Genomic DNA, 18,465 nt, shown 5'->3' on the forward strand with positions numbered 1-18,465 from the left:
CGAACCCGAGATAGCGAGAATGTTGAATAGGAGTCGCAACGGAATCACTCCTGCCTTTCTTTCTTTTCTTTTCGATTTTGATGACTTCGAGTTCTTGCTGACGCCACGCCTACGCGACGCAGACGCCCGCCACGCCGACTTTTTGAAACAGGTGCGGGGAAGCGACCGCCGAAGCCGGATAGACTGAGAGTTTCGCCCTGAACTCCGGATGCATGAACGCAGTCCGGAAGTCTGCTGTCGATCCCCAGACGGCATAGTTCAGATAAGTAGGACTTTCGCCGACCGCGCGGTGAAGCTGGGTCGAGATGAAACCCGGCTGCTGTTTCATGAACAGCGCATCTTCCTGCCAGGCTCGGAGAAAGGTCTGTTCGTCCGCCTTGTCAAGCGTGAATACGTTCACGAGCACGACGGAAGCAGCATCGATTGCGATCTGACGTTCGATCGGGAATGCAGGGTCCAGTGGGCGCATAAGAGACATGATAGGTTCCTTTTCACTTTGGTTTGACGATGTCGATCTGGTATGATGCACACATATCTAATTGACATCATAATGTCAATAGCATCCTATGGTGACAAATGAACGAAACAACGAAGACCCCAAACCGAACCCCGGCGGGTGAAGCCTTGACCGATCTCATTCTCGGCCTGTTCAGGGTCAATAACCTGACTTTGACGTGGGGCGATCGGCTCGTGGCTCCGCTTGGGCTGACCAGCGCCCGTTGGCAGATCCTCGGCGCCATTGTCGCAGCCGAACGCCCGCAGCCGGTCGCGTGGCTCGCACGCGATCTCGGCGCCAACCGCCAGAACGTGCAGCGCATCGTCAACGATTTGGCGAAGGAAGGGCTCGTCAGGTTCGAACCCAATCCGCATCACCGCCGCGCGCACCTTGTCGTGCTGACCGACAAGGGACAGCAGACCTATGACGCCGCGATCAGATTGTACGACCCACGTGTCAACACGCTTGCGGAGGGTTTTCCCATCGAAGACCTCGAAACGGCCGGCCGTGTCATGAAGGCGCTGCGGAAGAAATTCGAAGGAGAAGAAAATGCTGAAGAGCAGAGCTGATCGCTACGGCACGATAGCGATCTCAATTCACTGGCTGAGCGCCATACTGATTCTGGCTCTGCTAGGCTCCGGCTTTCAGGCAGCGAGGGGCATGGATGCGGCCACCAAGGCGGGTTTCCTCCGTGCGTCGTATGGTGGAGGCGGTTCGATCTGAAGCCGCTTCCGGTCAAGGGATCGCCTGGGTGGCAAGAGCGCATCGCACGCTGGGTACATGTCGCCTTCTACGTCGCCATTCTGGGTATGGCTGCCAGCGGCGTCGGGATAGCCAACGCGGCAGCTTTACGCCTTGCGTTCCCAGCGCCGGTCAGTTGTCTGCTGCCAGTAGGTGACCGCGTGGCCGGCTTCCTTCATCGTCTTCCAGTGCGTGCGCGCCGCCTCGACCTGGGCCGCATCGTGGCCGTCGAACAGGAACACGGCGCGTTCATAGCCGACAAGTTCCGGCGGCACCGCGCCGTCGACCAGGAAGCGGATCTGCGCCTCGTTCGGATTGTCCTGGCCGGTGGTCAAAAGGATCGGCTGCTCGGTCGAATGGGATTCACGGTCCGTTGCATGCGCCAGGAAGGAATCGTCCCTGAAGATCCAAAGATGCTGGTCCAGCGCGTCGCGCCGCTCCTCGGTGCCGGTCTGCACCACGGCGCGCCAACCGCGATCGACGCTACGCTCGAGCAGGCCGGGCAGCGCATCCTCCAGCGTCGATTCGGTCAGGTGATAGAACAGGACGTCGGCCATCATCGCGCCTTGAAAGCCTCACCCCTCGTAGTTGTCGCGCACCAGCCGGTCGAGCAGCCTGACGCCGAAGCCGGAGGCCCATGACTGGTTGATCTCGCTGGACGGCGCGCCCATCGCGGTGCCGGCGATGTCGAGATGCGCCCAGGGCGTATCCTTGACGAAGCGCTGCAGGAACTGCGCCGCGATGATGGCGCCGCCATAGCGGCCGCCGATGTTCTTCATGTCGGCATTTTTCGAATCGATCAGCTTGTCGTATTCGGTGCCGAGCGGCATTCGCCACACACGTTCCTGCGTCGCCTGCCCGGCGCTCGTCAGCCTGTTCGCCAATTCGTCATTGTTAGAGAACAGGCCAGCATAATGCTGGCCGAGCGCGACCATGGTGGCGCCGGTCAGCGTCGCCAGATTGACCATGAATTTCGGCTGGAAGCGATCGTTGCAGTACCACAGCGCATCGGCCAGAACCAGACGGCCTTCGGCGTCGGTGTTGAGCACCTCGATGGTCTGGCCCGACATCGAGGTGACGATGTCGCCGGGGCGCTGCGCATGGCCGTCAACGGCATTTTCCACCAGCCCGATGACGCCGACGACGTTGGTCTTGGCCTTGCGGGCGGCCAGCGCGTGCATCAGCCCGGTCACGGCCGCCGCGCCGCCCATGTCGCCCTTCATATCCTCCATGCCGGAGGCCGTCTTTATCGAATTGCCGCCGGTGTCGAAAGTGACGCCTTTGCCGACGAAAGCAATCGGGCTGTCCTTGGCCTTGCCGCCGTTCCATCGCATGACGGCCAGGCGGGCGCCACGCGGCGAGCCTTGCGCGACGCCGAGCAGCGCGCCCATGCCGAGCTTCTTCATCTCCTTCTCGACCAGGATCTCGACCGTGACGCCGAGCGCTTCCAGTTCGTTGACGCGGGCGGCGAATTCCACTGGCCCGAGTATATTGGCCGGTTCGTTGACTAGATCGCGCGCCAGGAGCACCCCGTCGATCACTGCCGCCTCGTCGGCGAAGGCCTTTTTCGCCGCCGCCGGATCGGTGGTGTGGATCGTCACCTTGACCGGCTTTTTGGGCTCGGCCTTGTTGCCGTCGCGCTGGCCGTCGCCATTGTCCTTTTTCGTCTTGTACTTGTCGAAGGCATAGCTGCGCAGAAGGATGCCCGCGGCAAGTTGTGCCGCTTGCCTGCCGCCGACGTCAGCACCCGGCAGATCGAGCACGACGGCCACCTCTGTCGCCTTGCGCAAGGACGCAGCGATGGTGCCGCCAAGCTTGAGCCAGGCATGGTCGTCGAGCCCCGAGACCTTGCCGGCGCCGACCGCCACCAGCCGGTCGAGCGATGTGCCCTCCGGCGCCAGCACTTCGACCAGGCCGGCGAATTTGCCGGAAAAGTCCGCCACCGGAAACGCCCGCTCCAGGGTCTTTGCCGGATCGCAAGCCTTTGCAGCGTCGCCGAGACCGCCATCGTTGGCCGCCAGCACGAAGACACTGCCCTTTTTGGGCGCTGCGAATTTGGCGAAGGCGATCGAAGGTCTCGATGTCATCATGTCCTGCTTTCGGGAACGGCGTTGGGTTTTGGGAGAGTGCCTTGATGAAACTAGATATTTGGCTGTTTCCGACCGGAAGCACCACCCCAATTTTCAATCATCGCCCTGCCTGACGATCTGCTGTGTGATTGCGTTGGCCTGAATTCGGGCATTGGCGAAGCAACCGCGAATGCTTGGCCGCATGCCGGTAAACCACAGGCCGGGCAATTTCAGGTCCGTCTCGTCGCCGTTGCGGCCACGGCGGCCAGGACCGTGACCGGCGCGACATTTGGTCGTTTTCCGGCATTTGGCAAGACTTTGCCGGAATCCGATCCCATATGGCGGATGGAATCGATGGCGATTCGTCGCGGCACGGCCCCGCTTTCCTGCCGCAACGTGTTGTTAACCATTGATGTTCGCCCTTTCTTATCCATTGCCGCCGACACTCCGGCCCACCGGAAATATCGATGTGGGACGGGAACCAGATCGAACCGCCAACGGACCGGTTGTACAGTCGTCGCCGGGCGACTACCTTGTCTGGAGGCATGATGCCGTTCGGCAAAATCGAGAAAAGCCTTCATGAAGGTCGTTGAACGCTACATCATGCGTCGTGCGTTGGCGGTCTTCCTGGCGGCGCTCATCTGGACGCTGGCGATCGTGTGGACGACGCAGGTGCTCGCCCGCATCGACCTCGTCACCGACAGCGGGCAGTCGGCGCTGACCTTCTTCGAGGTCGCTGCGCTGATCATTCCGTCGATCGTCCCGATCGTCGTGCCTTTCGCCCTGGTGGTCGCGGTCGCCCAGACACTGAGCGCGATGAATTCCGATTCTGAGCTTGCCGTCTTGAACGCCGCGGGCGCTTCGCGCTGGACCATCGTCAGGCCGATCATGCTCCTGGCGCTGGCGGCCAGCGTCTTTTCGTTTGCCGTCGACAACGGCGTCGATCCCTATGCACGACAAAAAAACCGCGAACTGGTGGCGTCGTCGCGTGCCGATCTGTTGTCGCTGATCATCCAGGAAGGCACCTTCCGCAAGATCGACGACGGCCTGTTCCTGCAGATTGGCGAGCGGCTTCCGGACAACCGCCTTGGCGGCATCTTCGTCGCCGATTCGCGCGAAGAAGGCGCCAACCTCGTCTACTATGCCAAGACCGGCGCCATCATCGAAAACGGCGACGAGAAGGTGCTGATGATGAACGATGGCGTCATTCATCGCGAAACGCTTGCCGGCGATCTTTCGGTCATCCGATTCACCTCCTATGCCTTCGACCTGTCCGCCTTCATGTCAGCCTCATCGGACGTATTGCTCTTGCCGAAGGACCGGACGACCCAGTACCTGCTCAATCCCAGTCCGAACGACAAGATATTCCAGAAAAGGCCGAACAAGTACCTGGCCGAGCTCCACCAGCGTTTTTCCGAATGGTCCTATTCACTCGTCTTCGCGCTGATCGCGCTTGCGGTGGCGGGAGACGCGCGCTCCCATCGCGAGGCGCGCATTCATCCGCTGATCACGTCGATCGCGATTGCGCTTTTCGTGCGCTGGCTCGGTTTCTTTGCCGCCGGCAAGGCCGACAACGTTCCGCAATACGGCTATATGGTCTACGGCGTTCCGATCGTGGCGTCCGCGGTCGCGACATGGTTCATCGTCTCCAACCGGACCATGGAACTGCCGGTCGCCTGGGCCGACTGGATGACGAATTTCGCCGGCCGCTTCAGTGACGGCTGGAGCGCCCTGAAGCTCCGCTTCACCAGGCGCGGCGCTTCTGGCCAAGGGGCCGGCTGATGGGCTGGATACGCTAATGGGCTGGACTCTGGGCAGATACTTCTTCTTCCGCTACGTGACGATCACCATCTGGTTCTTCATCGGCCTCCTGGCGCTTGTGTTCCTGATCGACTTCACCGAACTTTCCGGCCGCACGACCGGCTTGCCGGGTTTCACCTACGGCACAGCGTTCGCCATTTCAGGGTTGCGAATGCCGATGATCATGCTGCAGACGGTGCCGTTCGTCGGCCTGTTCTCGGCGATGGCAACGCTGGTCTCGCTCAACCGCAGATATGAACTGGTGATCGCGCGTTCGGCCGGTGTGTCCGCATGGCAATTCCTGCTGCCGTGCTGCATCGGGGCGCTGCTGTTCGGCGTGTTGTCGGTCGGCGTCATCAATCCGATCGCCGCGCATGCGTTTTCCTGGTCCGAAAAAATTGAAACCCAGCTCCGCTCCGGCAAGTCGAACACCGTCTCGGCTGACGCCGAGCCCTGGATCCGGCAGAAAACCAGTTCCGGCGATACCATCATCGGCGCGCGCGCCATTCTCAATCAGGGCCTGGAGATGGCCGACGCCGTCTTCTTCGTCCTCAACCCGCAAGGCGACATCGTCGAACGCAAGGGCGCGGCGCACGCGTTTTTGCGGGACGGCTACTGGGAACTGCAGGACGTCAAGGTTTTCCGGGACGGCAACATCCAGTCGGTGGCAAGCGACCGGGTGCTGACCAATCTCAAGCCCGAATTCGTGCAAGAGCGGCTGGCGCGCCCGGAAACCATTCCTTTCTATGATCTGCCCGGCAAGATCGAGGTTGCCCGCTCCTTCGGCCTCAAGGCAAATGCCTTTGCCATGCAGTTCGATTCGCTGGTGGCGCTGCCGTTCCTTCTCGTCGCCATGACGCTGATCGCCGCAACGGTGTCGATGCGATTTGCGAGGATGGGCCAATCCGCAACGATGATTCTGGGTGGCGTCCTCGCCGGGTTTCTGCTTTATGTCGTGACAGTGCTGGTCAAGGCATTCGGCGTGGCGGGATTCGTACCCACAGTCGTGGCTGCATGGGTTCCGGTTGTCGTGGCTATGTTCTTCGGGGTGACTTTCTTGCTGTACAAGGAAGACGGCTAGTGAGGGGGGCGGTTTTACGCATCCATAGGCAGGCCGGTTTGGCGCGCCTCTATGGGGCGAGCGCCTTGGCATGCCTGCTCGCTTGCGTCGTCCCGAATATCCCGGCTTTTGCCCAGGATATCAGCGACATGGCAGCCGACGTTCCCGCCGGCTCGCAAATGCTGTTGGCGGCGGATACGCTGGTCTATGACAACGACAACCAGACAGTGACGGCCGTCGGCGGCGTGCAGATCGATTACGGCGGCAACCGCCTCGTCGCCCAGCGGGTCGAATACAATCGCAACACCAAACGCCTCGTCGCCAGCGGCAATGTCGAGGTCATCAACAGCGACGGCACCAAGATCTATTCGCAGCACGTCGACATCACCGACGATTTCGCCGACGGCTTCGTCAACGCGCTGCGTGTCGAAACCGTCGACAAGGCTTATTTCGCCGCCGAAAGCGCGGAGCGCATGGGCGGCGTGCTGACGACGTTCCACAACGGCGTCTACACGGCCTGCGAGCCGTGCGAGGACCAGCCGGACAAAGCGCCGACCTGGCGCATCAAGGCCAGAAAGATCATCTGGAACGGCGAAAAGAAGACGGTTCGCTTCGAGAATTCGAATTTCGAGTTCTTCGGCTTTCCGCTCGCCTATCTGCCGGCCTTCGAGATTGCCGACCCGACCGTCAAGCGCAAGAGCGGCTTCCTGATCCCCGGCATCGCTTATAAGAGCGACCTCGGCATCGGTGTCAAAGTCCCCTATTATTTCGCGCTCTCACCAACCTACGACCTTACCGTCAGCGGCAGCGGCTATACCAAGCAGGGCTTTCTCGGCGAAGCCGAGTGGCGCCAGCGCTTCAACAACGGCCAGTACAGCCTGAAGATCGCCGGCATCCGGCAAGAGGATCCCGACGAGTTCATCGATGACGAAGGGCACAATGTCGATTCGGGTGCGGCCGGCGACCCGAACGAGTTCCGCGGCATGATGGGCACCAAGGGCCAGTTCGCTATCAATCCGCGCTGGGACTTCGGCTGGGATGTGCTGCTGCAGACCGACAAGAACTTCTCGCGCACTTACGCCATCGAAGGCTTCAACGACAGCGTGCATCGCTCCTCGATCTACCTGACCGGCCTCAACGGCCGCAACTATTTCGACGTGCGCGCCATGCGCTTCGAGGTCCAGGAAGAGACACTCCCTGACGATCCGACCGCACTCGCCGGCAAGCAGCCCTGGGTGCTGCCCTCGCTCGACTACGCCTACATCCCCGACATGGCGGTGGGCGGCGGGCAATTGTCGTTCAATGTCAACGCGCAGGCCATCAGCCGCGACAGGCTGGATACGGTCCTTGCCGATCAGAACAACGCTGCGTCCGTCATCAGAGTCCGCGGCATCGACGGCCAGTCGGGCCGTCTGACCGCTGGAGCGGAATGGAAGCGCACCTTCACCACCGATGGCGGGCTGCTGCTGACGCCCCTGCTGGCGCTGCGCGGCGACGCCGGCTATGTCAACGCCTCTTCGGGATCGCTCAATGCCATCAATCAGATGGCGTCCAACCTCGGCGTCGACGACGATATGCGATCGTCGCTCGCCCGCTTCATGGCAACCGCCGGGCTGGAAATGCGCTGGCCGGTGCTGTTCTCGTCGACCAGTTCCAGCCACATCTTCGAGCCGATGGCGCAGGTGTTCGTGCGTCCGAACGAGCAATATGTCGGCGGGCTCGCTGTTCCCAACGAGGACGCGCAGAGCTTCGTCTTTGATGCCACGACATTGTTCGAGCGTGACAAGTTCTCCGGTTACGACCGCTTGGAAGGCGGCACGCGCGCCAATATCGGGCTGCGCTATTCCGGCGCCTATGACAATGGCTGGAGCACCAACGCGCTGTTCGGCCAATCCTACCAGCTTGACGGCCAGAACTCCTTCGCTGCGCCGGACCTGGTCAACGTCGGCGCCGATTCGGGCCTGGAGACCGAGACCTCCGATTATGTCGGCCTTGTCGGCTTCAATAGCCCCAGCGGGCTTTCCGGCTCAGTCAGCGGTCGTTTCGACGAGCAGAGCTTCGAGATTCGCCGCGCCGAGGTGAAGGCAGCCTATTCCGGCCTGCCGATTTCGTTCAGCGCCAAATACGCCTTCATCCAGGCTCAGCCGCTCTATGGCTTTACGACCGATCGTAACGAGGTCACGCTCGGCGCCTCGGCGCAACTTGCCGAGAACTGGCGTGTCTTCGGTACCGGCACCTACGATCTCGAGCAAAGCGTCCTGGTCAAGGACGGGGTCGGCTTTGCCTATAGCGATTCATGTTTCACCTACTTGATGACATTCTCGGAATCCCGCGACCTGAGCACCAAGGAAGTGTCGCAGAACATCGGTTTCAACCTGTCGTTCCGCACGCTCGGCGATTTCGGCTCGACACAAAGCTCCTTCAACACTGTGCAGTAGCAGGCGCCTGGCTAATAACAGACGGGCGGAACGGGCGGCCGGCCAACGCATCGGCTGAAAAAGTCAAAGTGAAAAATTCAAACTGTTTGAGCGTGCGTCGTGCGTCAAAGTGGATGCACATCGCAGCCAACGACATCGTTTCGCCGCATAGGGCAGGCACGAGTTCCAGTTCCCTCAGAATGCGATAAAATTGGGCCGGAACCGAGATAGGATTGGGATGCTTTCGATGAGGAAATACCTCTTTTCGGCAGGGTTCGCGCTGCTGGTGGCGGCGACCTCAGCCTCGATCACCATGATGACGCCGCCGGCTTTCGCCAGCCAGATCAAATACGTCGTCAACAACGTACCGATCACCACTGGCGACATCCAGCATCGGGCTGCCTTCCTGCGCCTGCAGCGCAAGAAGGGCAATGCCGCCGAGGAAATGATCGAGCAGACGCTGCGCGTCGCCGAAGCCAAGCGTCTCGGCATCCGCATCAGCGACGCCCAGGTCGACGCCGCCTACCAGCGCTTTGCCACGACCAACAAGATGCAGCTCAAGCAACTCGATGGCGTCATGGCGCAGTCCGGCGTCGGCAAGGAGCATTTCAAGGAGTTCATCCGCTCCCAAATGGCCTGGAACCAGGCGCTGACCGCGCGCCATCGCTCAGAGAGCGGCGGCGCGTTGAGCGAGCAGGACGTGGTCAGGCGCATGCTCGACAATGGCGGCACCAAGCCGACCGCCATGGAGTACATGCTGCAGCAGGTCATTTTCGTCGTGCCGGTGGCCGAGCGCAGCGCGACGCTGTCCAAGCGCAAGCGCGAGGCCGACGCCATGCGCGCCCGCTTCAACGGTTGCAACACCTCTCGCGAATTCGCCAAGGGCCTGATCGACGTCACCGTTCGCGATCTCGGCCGGATACTGGCGCCGCAATTGCCGCCGGACTGGGCCGACCAGATCAAGGCCACCAAGGTCGGCGGCGCCACCCCCACGCGCGAAACAGACCGCGGTGTCGAGTTCATCGGCATCTGCTCGTCGCGCGAAGTGTCCGACGACAAGGCCGCCCAGATGGTGTTCCAGAGCGAAGGCTCGAGTGGCAAGGACGCCGACGAGTTCTCCACGAAATATGTCGAGGAGTTGCGGAAGAAAGCCCGCATCGTCGAGCGCTGAAGTCGCCAGGGGCAGCGCTGGCGCTGAGCGCCGGTGATCCATCCGGCGTTGGGCCGGAAATCGCCATTGCCGCCTGGCAGGCGCGCGACAGCGCCGGTGTGCCGCCCTTCTATCTTATAGCCGATCCGGCTTATAGCCGATCCGGCGCTGATTGCCGCACGGGCGCGCCTGCTCGGCGCCGATGTGCCAATCACGGAGACAGTGCCAGCCCAAGCGGAGCGCGTCTTTGAGCGCGCCCTGCCCGTCATGCCGCTTGCCGCCCGCTTCGTCGACGACCCCGGCCGGCCGGACCCGGCCAATGCCGCCGGCATCATCGAGGCTATCGACCGCGCTGTTGACGACTGCCTTGGCGGTCGCGCAGCGGCGGTCGTTACGTGCCCGATCGCCAAGAAGCCGCTCTATGATGCCGGCTCCCGTTTTCCCGGTCACACTGAGTATCTGGCGCATCTGGCGACGCTCCACACCGGCGCACAAGCAATGCCGGTGATGATGCTTGCCGGTCCCGAGTTGCGCACGGTTCCGGTCACCATCCACATTGCGCTGCGCGAGGTGCCGAAAGCGCTGACGACGGATTTGATCGTCGCGACCGCCCGCATCACCGCCGCCGACCTCGAATATCGTTTCGGCATTGCCAAGCCGCGGCTTGCCGTTGCCGGCCTCAACCCGCATGCCGGCGAAGGCGGCGCGATGGGCGCCGAGGACGAGCGCATCATCCGCCCGGCGATCGAAAGGCTGAGGGCGGAGGGCATCGACGCTTTCGGGCCGCTGCCGGCCGACACGCTGTTCCACGCCCGCGCCCGAGCCGGCTACGATGTGGCGCTGTGCATGTATCACGATCAGGCGCTGATCCCGGCTAAGGCGCTGGCGTTCGACGAGGCGGTCAACGTTACGCTCGGCCTACCCTTCATCCGCACTTCACCCGATCACGGCACCGCTTTCGATATCGCCGGCAAGGGCATAGCCCGGGCCGACAGCCTGATCGCGGCGCTCAGGCTCGCCCGCAGGCTTGCCGACATCGGGGCGAAGGCTGCCGCCGCATGAGGCTTTGCATGAGAGCGGTCGCATGAGCACCGACGGGCTGCCGCCGTTACGCGCGGTGATCGAACGCCATGGGTTGCAGGCGAAAAAGGCGCTCGGCCAGAATTTTCTGCTCGACCTCAACCTGACCGGCAAGATCGCGCGCGCCGCCGGCGATCTGACGGACGCCACGGTGATCGAGGTCGGTCCGGGTCCCGGCGGCCTAACCCGGGCGCTGCTTTCCCACGGCGCTGGTCGGGTCATCGCCATCGAGCGGGACGAGCGCTGCATGGCAGCGCTCGCAGAGGTGTCAGACCACTATCCGGGCCGGCTCGAGACCATTGCCGGCGATGCGCTAAAGACGGATTTTGCAGCGCTTGCCAAAAGGGCGCATGGGGGCAATGGATCTGTGAGGATCGTCGCCAACCTGCCCTACAATATCGGCACCGAACTTTTGATACGCTGGCTGACCGTCGCCGAGTGGCCGCCCTTCTACGCATCGATGACGCTGATGTTCCAGCGCGAGGTGGCCGAGCGCATCGTCGCCCGCCCCGGCAGCGATGCCTATGGCCGGCTTGGCGTGCTGGCAGGCTGGCGGACGGAGGCAAAAATCGCTTTCGACGTGCCGCCGCAAGCGTTCACGCCGCCGCCCAAGGTGGTGTCGTCGGTGGTGCATCTGGTGCCGCGGGCAAGTCCCCTGCCCACCGAGGTCAAGAAACTCAGCCGCGTCACCGAAGCGGCCTTCGGCCAGCGCCGTAAAATGCTGCGGCAGAGCGTCAAGAGCCTCGGCGGCGAAGCCCTGCTCAGCCGCGCCGGCATCGACCCGACGCGGCGGGCGGAAACCTTGAGCGTCGAGGAATTCGTGCGACTGACCAACGCGGTGTGATTGCATAGGTCCTCCCTTCTCCCCTTGTGGGAGAAGGTGGATCGGCGCGACAGCGCCGAGACGGATGAGGGGTGTTGGAAGAAACTCGACCTAGAAAAATTGAATGATTTTAGTCGCTTACATCCTCAAGGTGGCGATCCTGCCAACACCCCTCATCCGACCGAGCTTCGCTCGGCCACCTTCTCGCACAAGGGGAGAAGGAAAGGACGCTAGCTAATCCGTCTTCTCGTCGAGCAACCCCGAGACGAAATCGAACAGGCCGGGCCGGCGATCGCGTCTGAGCCGCTCGGCGGTGACAATGCCGCGCACCTCGGCGAAGGCACGGTCGAGATCATCGTTGATGATGACGAAATCATATTCCTTCCAGTGCTCGATCTCGTTGCGGGCGTTCTTCAGACGCGTCTCGATCACCGATTCCTGGTCCTCGGCGCGGCGCTTCAGCCGCGCCTTCAATTCTTTCATCGAGGGCGGCAGGATGAAAATCGAGACGATGTCGGCGCGCATTTTCTCCTTGAGCTGCTGGGCGCCCTGCCAGTCGATGTCGAACAGCATGTCGCGGCCCTGTGCCAGCGCCAGTTCGGCCGGTTCACGCGGCGTCGCATAGCAATTGCCATGCACTTCGGCCCATTCGAGCAGCTCGTCTGAATCGCGCAGCCGCTCGAACTCGCGCATGGTGCGGAAATGATAGTGGACGCCCTCGATCTCGCTGCCGCGGCGTGGCCGCGTGGTGACGGAGACCGACAGTTCGAGACTGGAATCGCTCTCCAGAATATTGCGCGCGATCGTCGACTTGCCGGCGCCGGACGGCGACGACAGCACGAGCATCAAACCCCGGCGGCGAATGCGGGAACCCAAATCCCTGGCAACCATAGGCTCCTTGGCGACCATCAGGGTTACTCCAGATTCTGGACCTGTTCGCGAAACTGGTCGACGACCGCCTTCAGTTCCAGCCCTATGGCGGTGACCGCAGCGGCATTCGACTTCGAACACAGCGTATTCGATTCGCGGTTGAATTCCTGCGCCAGAAAATCGAGCTTGCGACCGATGGCGCCGCCGCCTGCCAGCAGCACCCGGCCGGACGCCACATGCGTCTTCAGCCGGTCGATCTCCTCGCGGATGTCGGCCTTGGTGGCCAGGAACGCCGCTTCCATATGCAACCGGCTGGCGTCGAGATTGGCGGAGGCATCCATCAGCAGCCGAACCTGCTCGGCAATCCGTTCGCGGATCACCGCCGGCTCGCGCGACGGATCGGCCTCGGCGCGCAGCGTCAGCGCCTCGATAGCGTCGATATGGCCGGACAGTAGCGAGCGCAGGGCGGCGCCCTCGCCCTGCCGTGCCTGCTCCAGCCCTCCCAGCGCCACTTCGAGCGCCGAGAGAATCGCGCTGTCGAGCGCCGCCCGCGCCTCTTCGGTCTCGGTGGTTTCGGGGATGTCGAGCACGCCGCGTAGCGAAAGCAGCCCGTCGGCTGTCGCAGGCGCCGCGCCGAACTGCTCCTGCAGCCGCTTGGCCAGCCCCGCCAGATCCCTAAGGAAGGCCTCGTTGACCACTGGCTGCGCCTGCTGGCCGGCGGCGCGGCCGACGGTCAGCGTTGCCTGGAAATTGCCGCGCGCAAAGCGCTTTTGCACCGTCTGCCTGACGGCCGGCTCCAGTCGCTCGATGCCCTGCGGCAGCCGCAGCCTGACCTCGACGCTCTTGCCGTTGACCGACTTGGCCTCCCAGGCGATCGACGTGCCGTCATGTTCGGCGACGGCCCGCGCAAAACCGGTCATGCTCTGCAAATTCATGATACCCTTGCTTCCCCCTGGCGCATGATCCCGGAAGCGGTTCCGGGCCAGATCATGCGCGGCTTCAAAATGCCGGAGCGCCTCTTCGCGCCGGATCGGACGCAGACGCTCCTGATCACAAAATCAGCACGTCCGCCGCCGTCAACGAATCGGAGGGACGATCCCAGAACCGTCCGGCGCTACTGCGCCGCCGCTCCCGCATCGCCATCGCCGCCGTCAACCGGCGCATCGGTCTGACCTTCCACCTTGGCGGCGTCGGCCTTGTCAGCACCGGCCTTGGCGGCTTCATCGGCCAGCTTCTTCTGCAGCGCCCGGTAACGGGCGACGTTCTCATTGTGCTCGGCGAGCGTCGCGGCAAAGACGTGACCGCCGGTGCCATCGGCGACGAAATAGAGGTCGTCGGTCTTCGACGGGTTGGCTACCGCCTCCAGCGCCGCTCGGCCGGGATTGGCGATCGGCGTCGGCGGCAGGCCATTGATCAGATAGGTGTTGTAGGGCGTCGGCTTCTTGATGTCCGACTGGTAGATCGGGCGGTCGGCGGGTTTGCCCTTGCCGCCGAACAGGCCGTAGATAATGGTCGGATCGGACTGCAGCCGCATGCCCTTGGCCAGCCGGTTGAGGAAGACGGCGGCGACCCGTGAGCGTTCGTCGCCCTTGCCCGTCTCCTTCTCGACGATCGAAGCCAGGATGACGAAGTCGTCGACATTGGCCAGAGGCAGATCGGGGGCGCGCCGCTGCCAGACATCCTGGACCAGCTTCTTCTGATTCGCCAAAAGCTTCTCGACCATCTGCTGGCGTGTCGCGCCGCGGGTGAAACGCAGCGTGTCGGTGGCAAGGCTGCCCTCGGGTGGAATGGTCGCCGGCATATCGCCGTCGAGCGCTGCCTGATCGGCGATGCGCTGCAGCGCCTGCTCGACCGTCAGTCCCTCGGGGACGGTCAGCGAATACATCACCGACTTGCCGCTCTTCAGCAACTCCATGATGTCGCGCATGGAGGCCTGCGGCTTGATCTCGTATTCCCCGGCCTTCAGTTCCGAATCATTGCCAAAGGCACGCACGCCAAGGCGGAAGATGCGCGCGTCGCTGATCAGTCCACGCCGCTCGAGCTGCTCTGCAATTTCCTGGACGCCGGTGTTCGGCTTGACCAGGAAGGTGTCGGCATTGGCCGACGGGCCGGGCTCGTTGAATTCCTGCTTACCGAAATACAATGCAAAACCGGCCGCCAGAACCAACAGCATCACCAAGGAGATGACGAAGTTCATGAACACGACGAACTGGCTGCGCGAGGCGCGCGAGCGCTTGGGCGGCGGCGTGCCGGCTTCAGGCCGCAATGCTTCGCTGGCCGTCTTCGGCACGATCGGACCCGACGGTGCGGACCGTTGCCCGAATTCCCCGTTCGTGTTCATGGCGCCCTACCGTTTGGTCTTGCAACGAATCCCCTTGGGCAGAGTAGGGGCGAATATGGCAAAATTGACGGCACGCATACACTGTGCCGGCCGGCGGACCGGTCAGCCATTGTAGCGCTGGAAGACCAGGGAGGCGTTGGTGCCGCCGAAGCCGAAGGAATTGGACAGCGCCACGTCGATCTGGCGGGCGCGCGGCTTGTGCGGCACCAGGTCGATCGCCGTTTCGCGCTCTGGGTTGTCGAGATTGATGGTGGCCGGCGCGATGTTGTCGCGAATCGCGAGGATCGAAAAGATCGCCTCGGCGGCGCCCGCCGCACCCAGGAGATGGCCTATCGACGATTTGGTCGACGACATCGATATTTTCGACGCGGCGTTGCCTACCAGCCGCTCGACGGCGCCGAGCTCGATCGTGTCGGCCATGGTCGAGGTGCCGTGCGCGTTGATGTAGTCGACGTCTGCGGGCGTCAGCTTGGCCCGGTTCAGCGCCGCAACCATGCAGCGGAAGGCGCCGTCGCCATCTTCGGCCGGCGCGGTGATGTGATAGGCATCGCCGGTCAGGCCGTAACCGGTGACCTCGGCATAGATCTTGGCGCCGCGTGCCTTGGCGTGTTCCAGTTCCTCCAGAATGACGACGCCGGCGCCCTCGCCCATGACGAAGCCGTCGCGGTCGCGGTCATAGGGACGCGAGGCCGTTTCCGGAGCGTCGTTGCGGTCGGTGGACAGCGCACGGCAGGCTGCGAAACCGGCGATCGACAGCCGCGTCACCGGCGCCTCGGTGCCGCCCGCGACCATCACGTCGGCATCGCCCCACATGATCAGTCGAGCGGCATCGCCGATGGCATGCGCGCCGGTGGAGCATGCGGTGACGACGGCGTGGTTGGGGCCTTTCAGCCCATGCCGGATCGAAACCTGGCCGGAGACGAGATTGATGATCTGGCCGGGGATGAAGAACGGGCTGATGCGGCGCGGACCGCGCTCCTTCAGGATCATCGCGTTCTCGGCGATGCCTTCGATGCCGCCGATGCCGGAGCCGATCAGCACGCCGGTGGCGCACTGCTCCTCATGCGACTTCGGCGCCCACCCGGAATCCTTCAGCGCCTCGTCGGCGGCCGCGATCCCGTACAGGATGAAGTCGCCGATTTTGCGCAGTTCCTTCGGCTCGAGAACGGCCTCGGGATTGAAGGTGGCGTTCTCACCATTGCCGCGGGGAATGACGTGGGCGACCTTGCAGGCAAGATCCTCCACCTCGAACTCGGTGATGCGCTTGGCTGCGCTGCGGCCGGTAAGAAGCTCCTTCCAGCCATGCTCGAAGCCTACGCCGAAGGGCGAAAGCAGCCCAAGGCCCGTGACGACGACACGCCTCATCGCAGGTCCTCCTCGGTGATGACTGCAAATAGCGTCAGGCAGAAGCCTTATCGATGTACTTCACCGCATCGCCAACAGTCAGGATGGTTTCGGCCGCATCGTCCGGGATCTCGACGCCGAATTCTTCTTCGAACGCCATGACGAGTTCGACCGTGTCGAGACTGTCCGCGCCCAGATCATCGATGAAGCTCGCCTGCTCCGTCACCTTGTCGGCATCGACGCCAAGGTGCTCGATAACGATCTTCTTGACGCGCTCTGCGGTGTCACTCATTTGGGCATCCTCGTCTTTTGTTTGTCTGTCTTCGTTAGCGGGCAGAATGCCGCTAATCAAGCTGAAAGATGGTCCTGTCGGAAACGCAACGGCACCGGACCGGTTTTTGCCCGAACCGCCGGGTTGCGGGCCGCATTACACGAAAATCGGCCCGGGTCCAAGGCGAAAAGGGGTGTTTTCCCGCAACTGTCAAATCATCGCCATGCCGCCATTCACGTGAATGGTCTGGCCGGTGACATAGGCAGCTTCGTTGGAAGCGAGATAGGCGACGGCGGAAGCGACTTCGGCGCTGGTGCCCATGCGCCGTGTCGGGATCGCCGCCATGATCGCCTCTTTCTGCTTGTCGTTGAGCTTGTCGGTCATCGCCGATTCGATAAAGCCCGGGGCGACGCAGTTGACGGTGATGTTGCGGGTGGCGATCTCCTGCGCCAGCGACTTGGAAAAGCCGATCATGCCGGCCTTGGAGGCGCAGTAATTGGTCTGGCCGGGATTGCCGGTGACGCCAACCACGGAGGTGATGTTGATGATGCGGCCATGCCGGCGCCGCATCATCGGATGGGTGAGTTCGCGGGTCAGCCGGAACACGGCGGTCAGATTGACTTCGAGCACCGTATCCCAGTCGGCGTCCGCCATGCGTACGAACAGACCGTCCTTGGTGATGCCGGCATTGTTGACGAGAATGTCGACGCCTTCGAGATCGGCCTCGACCTTCTGGCCGAGCGCCTTGACCTCGTCGCGATTGGAAAGGTTCGCCGGGAACAGCTTGACCCGGTCGCCGAGTTCGGCCGCCAGCGTCTCCAGCTTTTCGACGCGGGTGCCGTGCAGGCCGACGACGGCGCCCTGCGCATGCAGCACCCTGGCGATCGCCTCGCCGATGCCTCCCGATGCGCCTGTGACGAGGGCCTTGCGGCCGGTCAATTCGAACATGTCTTGTCTCCTGATCTAAGAGAGAACACCCTACACGGGTGGGGCCAAATCTTGGCGGTTATGCGAGCGCCGCCAGCGCCGCGTCGACATCCGCCGGCGTGCCGACGGCGCCGGTGGCCATATCGCGGTTGATGCGCCGCGCCAGTCCCGACAGCACCTTGCCGGCGCCCACTTCGTAAAGCGTCGCAATGCCATTCGCGTCGAACCATTCCACCGTTTCGCGCCAGCGCACGCGGCCGGTCACCTGTTCGACCAGGCGGCGGGCGATTGCGTCCGGATCGCTGGACGGAGTGACCGACACATTGGAGACCACGGGCACGAACGGCGCGTTCTTCGTGACTTCGGCCAATGCCTCGCGCATGACCTCGGCCGCCGGTGCCATCAGCGCCGAATGGAAGGGCGCCGAGACCTGCAGCATCAGCGCCCGCTTGGCGCCCTTTTCCATGCACAGTCTCGCCGCCAGCTCGACCGCCGCCCTGGCGCCGGAGATCACCAGTTGGCCACCGCCATTGTCGTTGGCGATCTGGCAAACTGAATCTTTGGCTGAACCTTTGGCCGCTTCAGCGCAGGCGGCTTCGACATCGGCCTGTTCCAGCCCGATGATCGCCGCCATGGCGCCTTCACCGGCCGGCACAGCCGCCTGCATGGCATTGCCGCGGATACGCAAGAGCCGGGCCGCATCGGCGACCGAAACGAAACCGGCGGCGGCAAGTGCCGAATATTCGCCAAGCGAATGGCCGGCGACATAGGCGACCTTGTCCTTCAGCGAGAAGCCGCGCGATTCCAGTGCCCGGATCGCGGCGAGCGATACCGCCATCAGCGCCGGCTGGGCATTGGCGGTCAGCGTCAGCGTCTCTTCCGGCCCTTCCCAGATCAGCTTCGACAGGTTTTCGCCGAGCGCGTCGTCGACCTCTTCGAAGATCTTCCGCGATTCCGGAAAGGCGTCGGCGAGGTCCTTGCCCATGCCGACAGCTTGGCTGCCCTGTCCCGGAAAGGTGAATGCAACGGCCATGTGTGGCTCCCAAGCGGCTGATTTTTCCTGCCTGTGACGCAAG

General features: G+C 63.0%; 18 protein-coding genes and 2 pseudogenes. 8 read left to right on the plus strand and 12 right to left on the minus strand.

All coding sequences use genetic code 11. The annotated features are described in order from the left end of the window. Window positions 1–109 precede the first annotated feature (109 nt). Window positions 110–478, minus strand: a complete 369-nt coding sequence (locus IHQ72_RS25950; protein WP_258118158.1) for an antibiotic biosynthesis monooxygenase family protein — start codon at window positions 476–478, stop codon at window positions 110–112. 98 nt (window positions 479–576) lie between these two features. On the opposite strand from IHQ72_RS25950, the gene IHQ72_RS25955 reads away from it, so the two are divergent. Further along, window positions 577–1,065, plus strand: coding sequence for a MarR family winged helix-turn-helix transcriptional regulator (locus IHQ72_RS25955; protein ID WP_258118160.1), 489 nt, complete (start codon window positions 577–579; stop codon window positions 1,063–1,065). Then, the gene (locus tag IHQ72_RS25960; RefSeq protein WP_258118161.1) at window positions 1,046–1,219 is read left to right on the plus strand and encodes a hypothetical protein; all 174 of its coding nucleotides are present in this window, start codon (window positions 1,046–1,048) and stop codon (window positions 1,217–1,219) included. Before IHQ72_RS25955 ends, IHQ72_RS25960 begins: the two co-directional genes overlap by 20 nt. Window positions 1,220–1,344: 125 nt before the next feature. Here IHQ72_RS25960 and IHQ72_RS25965 read toward each other — a convergent pair whose 3' ends face one another. From IHQ72_RS25965 to IHQ72_RS25980, 4 genes and pseudogenes are all read right to left on the minus strand, one after another. Beyond that, window positions 1,345–1,794, minus strand: a complete 450-nt coding sequence (locus IHQ72_RS25965; protein WP_258123933.1) for a DNA polymerase III subunit chi — start codon at window positions 1,792–1,794, stop codon at window positions 1,345–1,347. An 18-nt stretch (window positions 1,795–1,812) separates the two neighbouring features. Beyond that, entirely contained in the window at window positions 1,813–3,324 is a 1,512-nt protein-coding gene (locus tag IHQ72_RS25970; protein WP_258123934.1) for a leucyl aminopeptidase, read from the minus strand. Between the two features lie 96 nt (window positions 3,325–3,420). Beyond that, window positions 3,421–3,558, minus strand: a pseudogene (locus tag IHQ72_RS25975) (flavin-containing monooxygenase); the annotation flags it as partial. Then, entirely contained in the window at window positions 3,537–3,740 is a 204-nt protein-coding gene (locus tag IHQ72_RS25980) for a hypothetical protein (RefSeq protein WP_258118162.1), read from the minus strand. The pseudogene IHQ72_RS25975 and the gene IHQ72_RS25980, both read right to left, overlap by 22 nt. 145 nt (window positions 3,741–3,885) lie before the next feature. Between IHQ72_RS25980 and lptF the strand changes: the two genes are divergently transcribed. From lptF to rsmA, 6 genes and pseudogenes are all read left to right on the plus strand, one after another. Continuing rightward, entirely contained in the window at window positions 3,886–5,088 is a 1,203-nt protein-coding gene (gene lptF / locus IHQ72_RS25985) for an LPS export ABC transporter permease LptF (protein WP_258118164.1), read from the plus strand. Window positions 5,089–5,104: 16 nt separating this feature from the next. Then, entirely contained in the window at window positions 5,105–6,187 is a 1,083-nt protein-coding gene (gene lptG, locus IHQ72_RS25990) for an LPS export ABC transporter permease LptG (protein ID WP_258118165.1), read from the plus strand. A gap of 128 nt (window positions 6,188–6,315) precedes the next feature. Continuing rightward, window positions 6,316–8,604, plus strand: a complete 2,289-nt coding sequence (locus IHQ72_RS25995; RefSeq protein WP_374120281.1) for an LPS-assembly protein LptD — start codon at window positions 6,316–6,318, stop codon at window positions 8,602–8,604. Between the two features lie 217 nt (window positions 8,605–8,821). Beyond that, window positions 8,822–9,754, plus strand: coding sequence for a peptidylprolyl isomerase (locus IHQ72_RS26000; RefSeq protein WP_258118167.1), 933 nt, complete (start codon window positions 8,822–8,824; stop codon window positions 9,752–9,754). Then, window positions 9,751–10,795 (plus strand): annotated as a pseudogene (gene pdxA, locus IHQ72_RS26005) (4-hydroxythreonine-4-phosphate dehydrogenase PdxA). The gene IHQ72_RS26000 and the pseudogene pdxA overlap by 4 nt, the downstream one beginning before the upstream one ends. A gap of 22 nt (window positions 10,796–10,817) precedes the next feature. After that, on the plus strand, window positions 10,818–11,657 hold the full coding sequence (gene rsmA, locus IHQ72_RS26010; protein ID WP_258118168.1) for a 16S rRNA (adenine(1518)-N(6)/adenine(1519)-N(6))-dimethyltransferase RsmA: 840 nt from the start codon (window positions 10,818–10,820) through the stop codon (window positions 11,655–11,657). Window positions 11,658–11,870: 213 nt separating this feature from the next. Here rsmA and gmk read toward each other — a convergent pair whose 3' ends face one another. From gmk to fabD, 7 genes are all read right to left on the minus strand, one after another. After that, a complete protein-coding gene (gene gmk, locus IHQ72_RS26015; RefSeq protein ID WP_258118169.1) occupies window positions 11,871–12,545 on the minus strand; it encodes a guanylate kinase in 675 nt (224 codons plus the stop codon). 5 nt (window positions 12,546–12,550) lie between these two features. Next, window positions 12,551–13,441, minus strand: a complete 891-nt coding sequence (locus IHQ72_RS26020) for a YicC/YloC family endoribonuclease (RefSeq protein WP_258118171.1) — start codon at window positions 13,439–13,441, stop codon at window positions 12,551–12,553. A gap of 179 nt (window positions 13,442–13,620) precedes the next feature. Then, window positions 13,621–14,847, minus strand: coding sequence for an endolytic transglycosylase MltG (gene mltG / locus IHQ72_RS26025; protein WP_258118173.1), 1,227 nt, complete (start codon window positions 14,845–14,847; stop codon window positions 13,621–13,623). 102 nt (window positions 14,848–14,949) lie between these two features. Then, complete coding sequence (gene fabF / locus IHQ72_RS26030) at window positions 14,950–16,212, minus strand: beta-ketoacyl-ACP synthase II (protein ID WP_258118175.1); 1,263 nt, start codon at window positions 16,210–16,212, stop codon at window positions 14,950–14,952. A gap of 34 nt (window positions 16,213–16,246) precedes the next feature. Then, on the minus strand, window positions 16,247–16,483 hold the full coding sequence (locus tag IHQ72_RS26035) for an acyl carrier protein (RefSeq protein ID WP_006203723.1): 237 nt from the start codon (window positions 16,481–16,483) through the stop codon (window positions 16,247–16,249). A 189-nt stretch (window positions 16,484–16,672) separates the two neighbouring features. Further along, complete coding sequence (gene fabG / locus IHQ72_RS26040) at window positions 16,673–17,410, minus strand: 3-oxoacyl-[acyl-carrier-protein] reductase (protein WP_029354396.1); 738 nt, start codon at window positions 17,408–17,410, stop codon at window positions 16,673–16,675. Between the two features lie 58 nt (window positions 17,411–17,468). Then, entirely contained in the window at window positions 17,469–18,422 is a 954-nt protein-coding gene (gene fabD / locus IHQ72_RS26045; protein WP_258118178.1) for an ACP S-malonyltransferase, read from the minus strand. Window positions 18,423–18,465: the final 43 nt, after the last annotated feature.

This window comes from Mesorhizobium onobrychidis, assembly GCF_024707545.1.
GTDB lineage: Bacteria > Pseudomonadota > Alphaproteobacteria > Rhizobiales > Rhizobiaceae > Mesorhizobium > Mesorhizobium onobrychidis.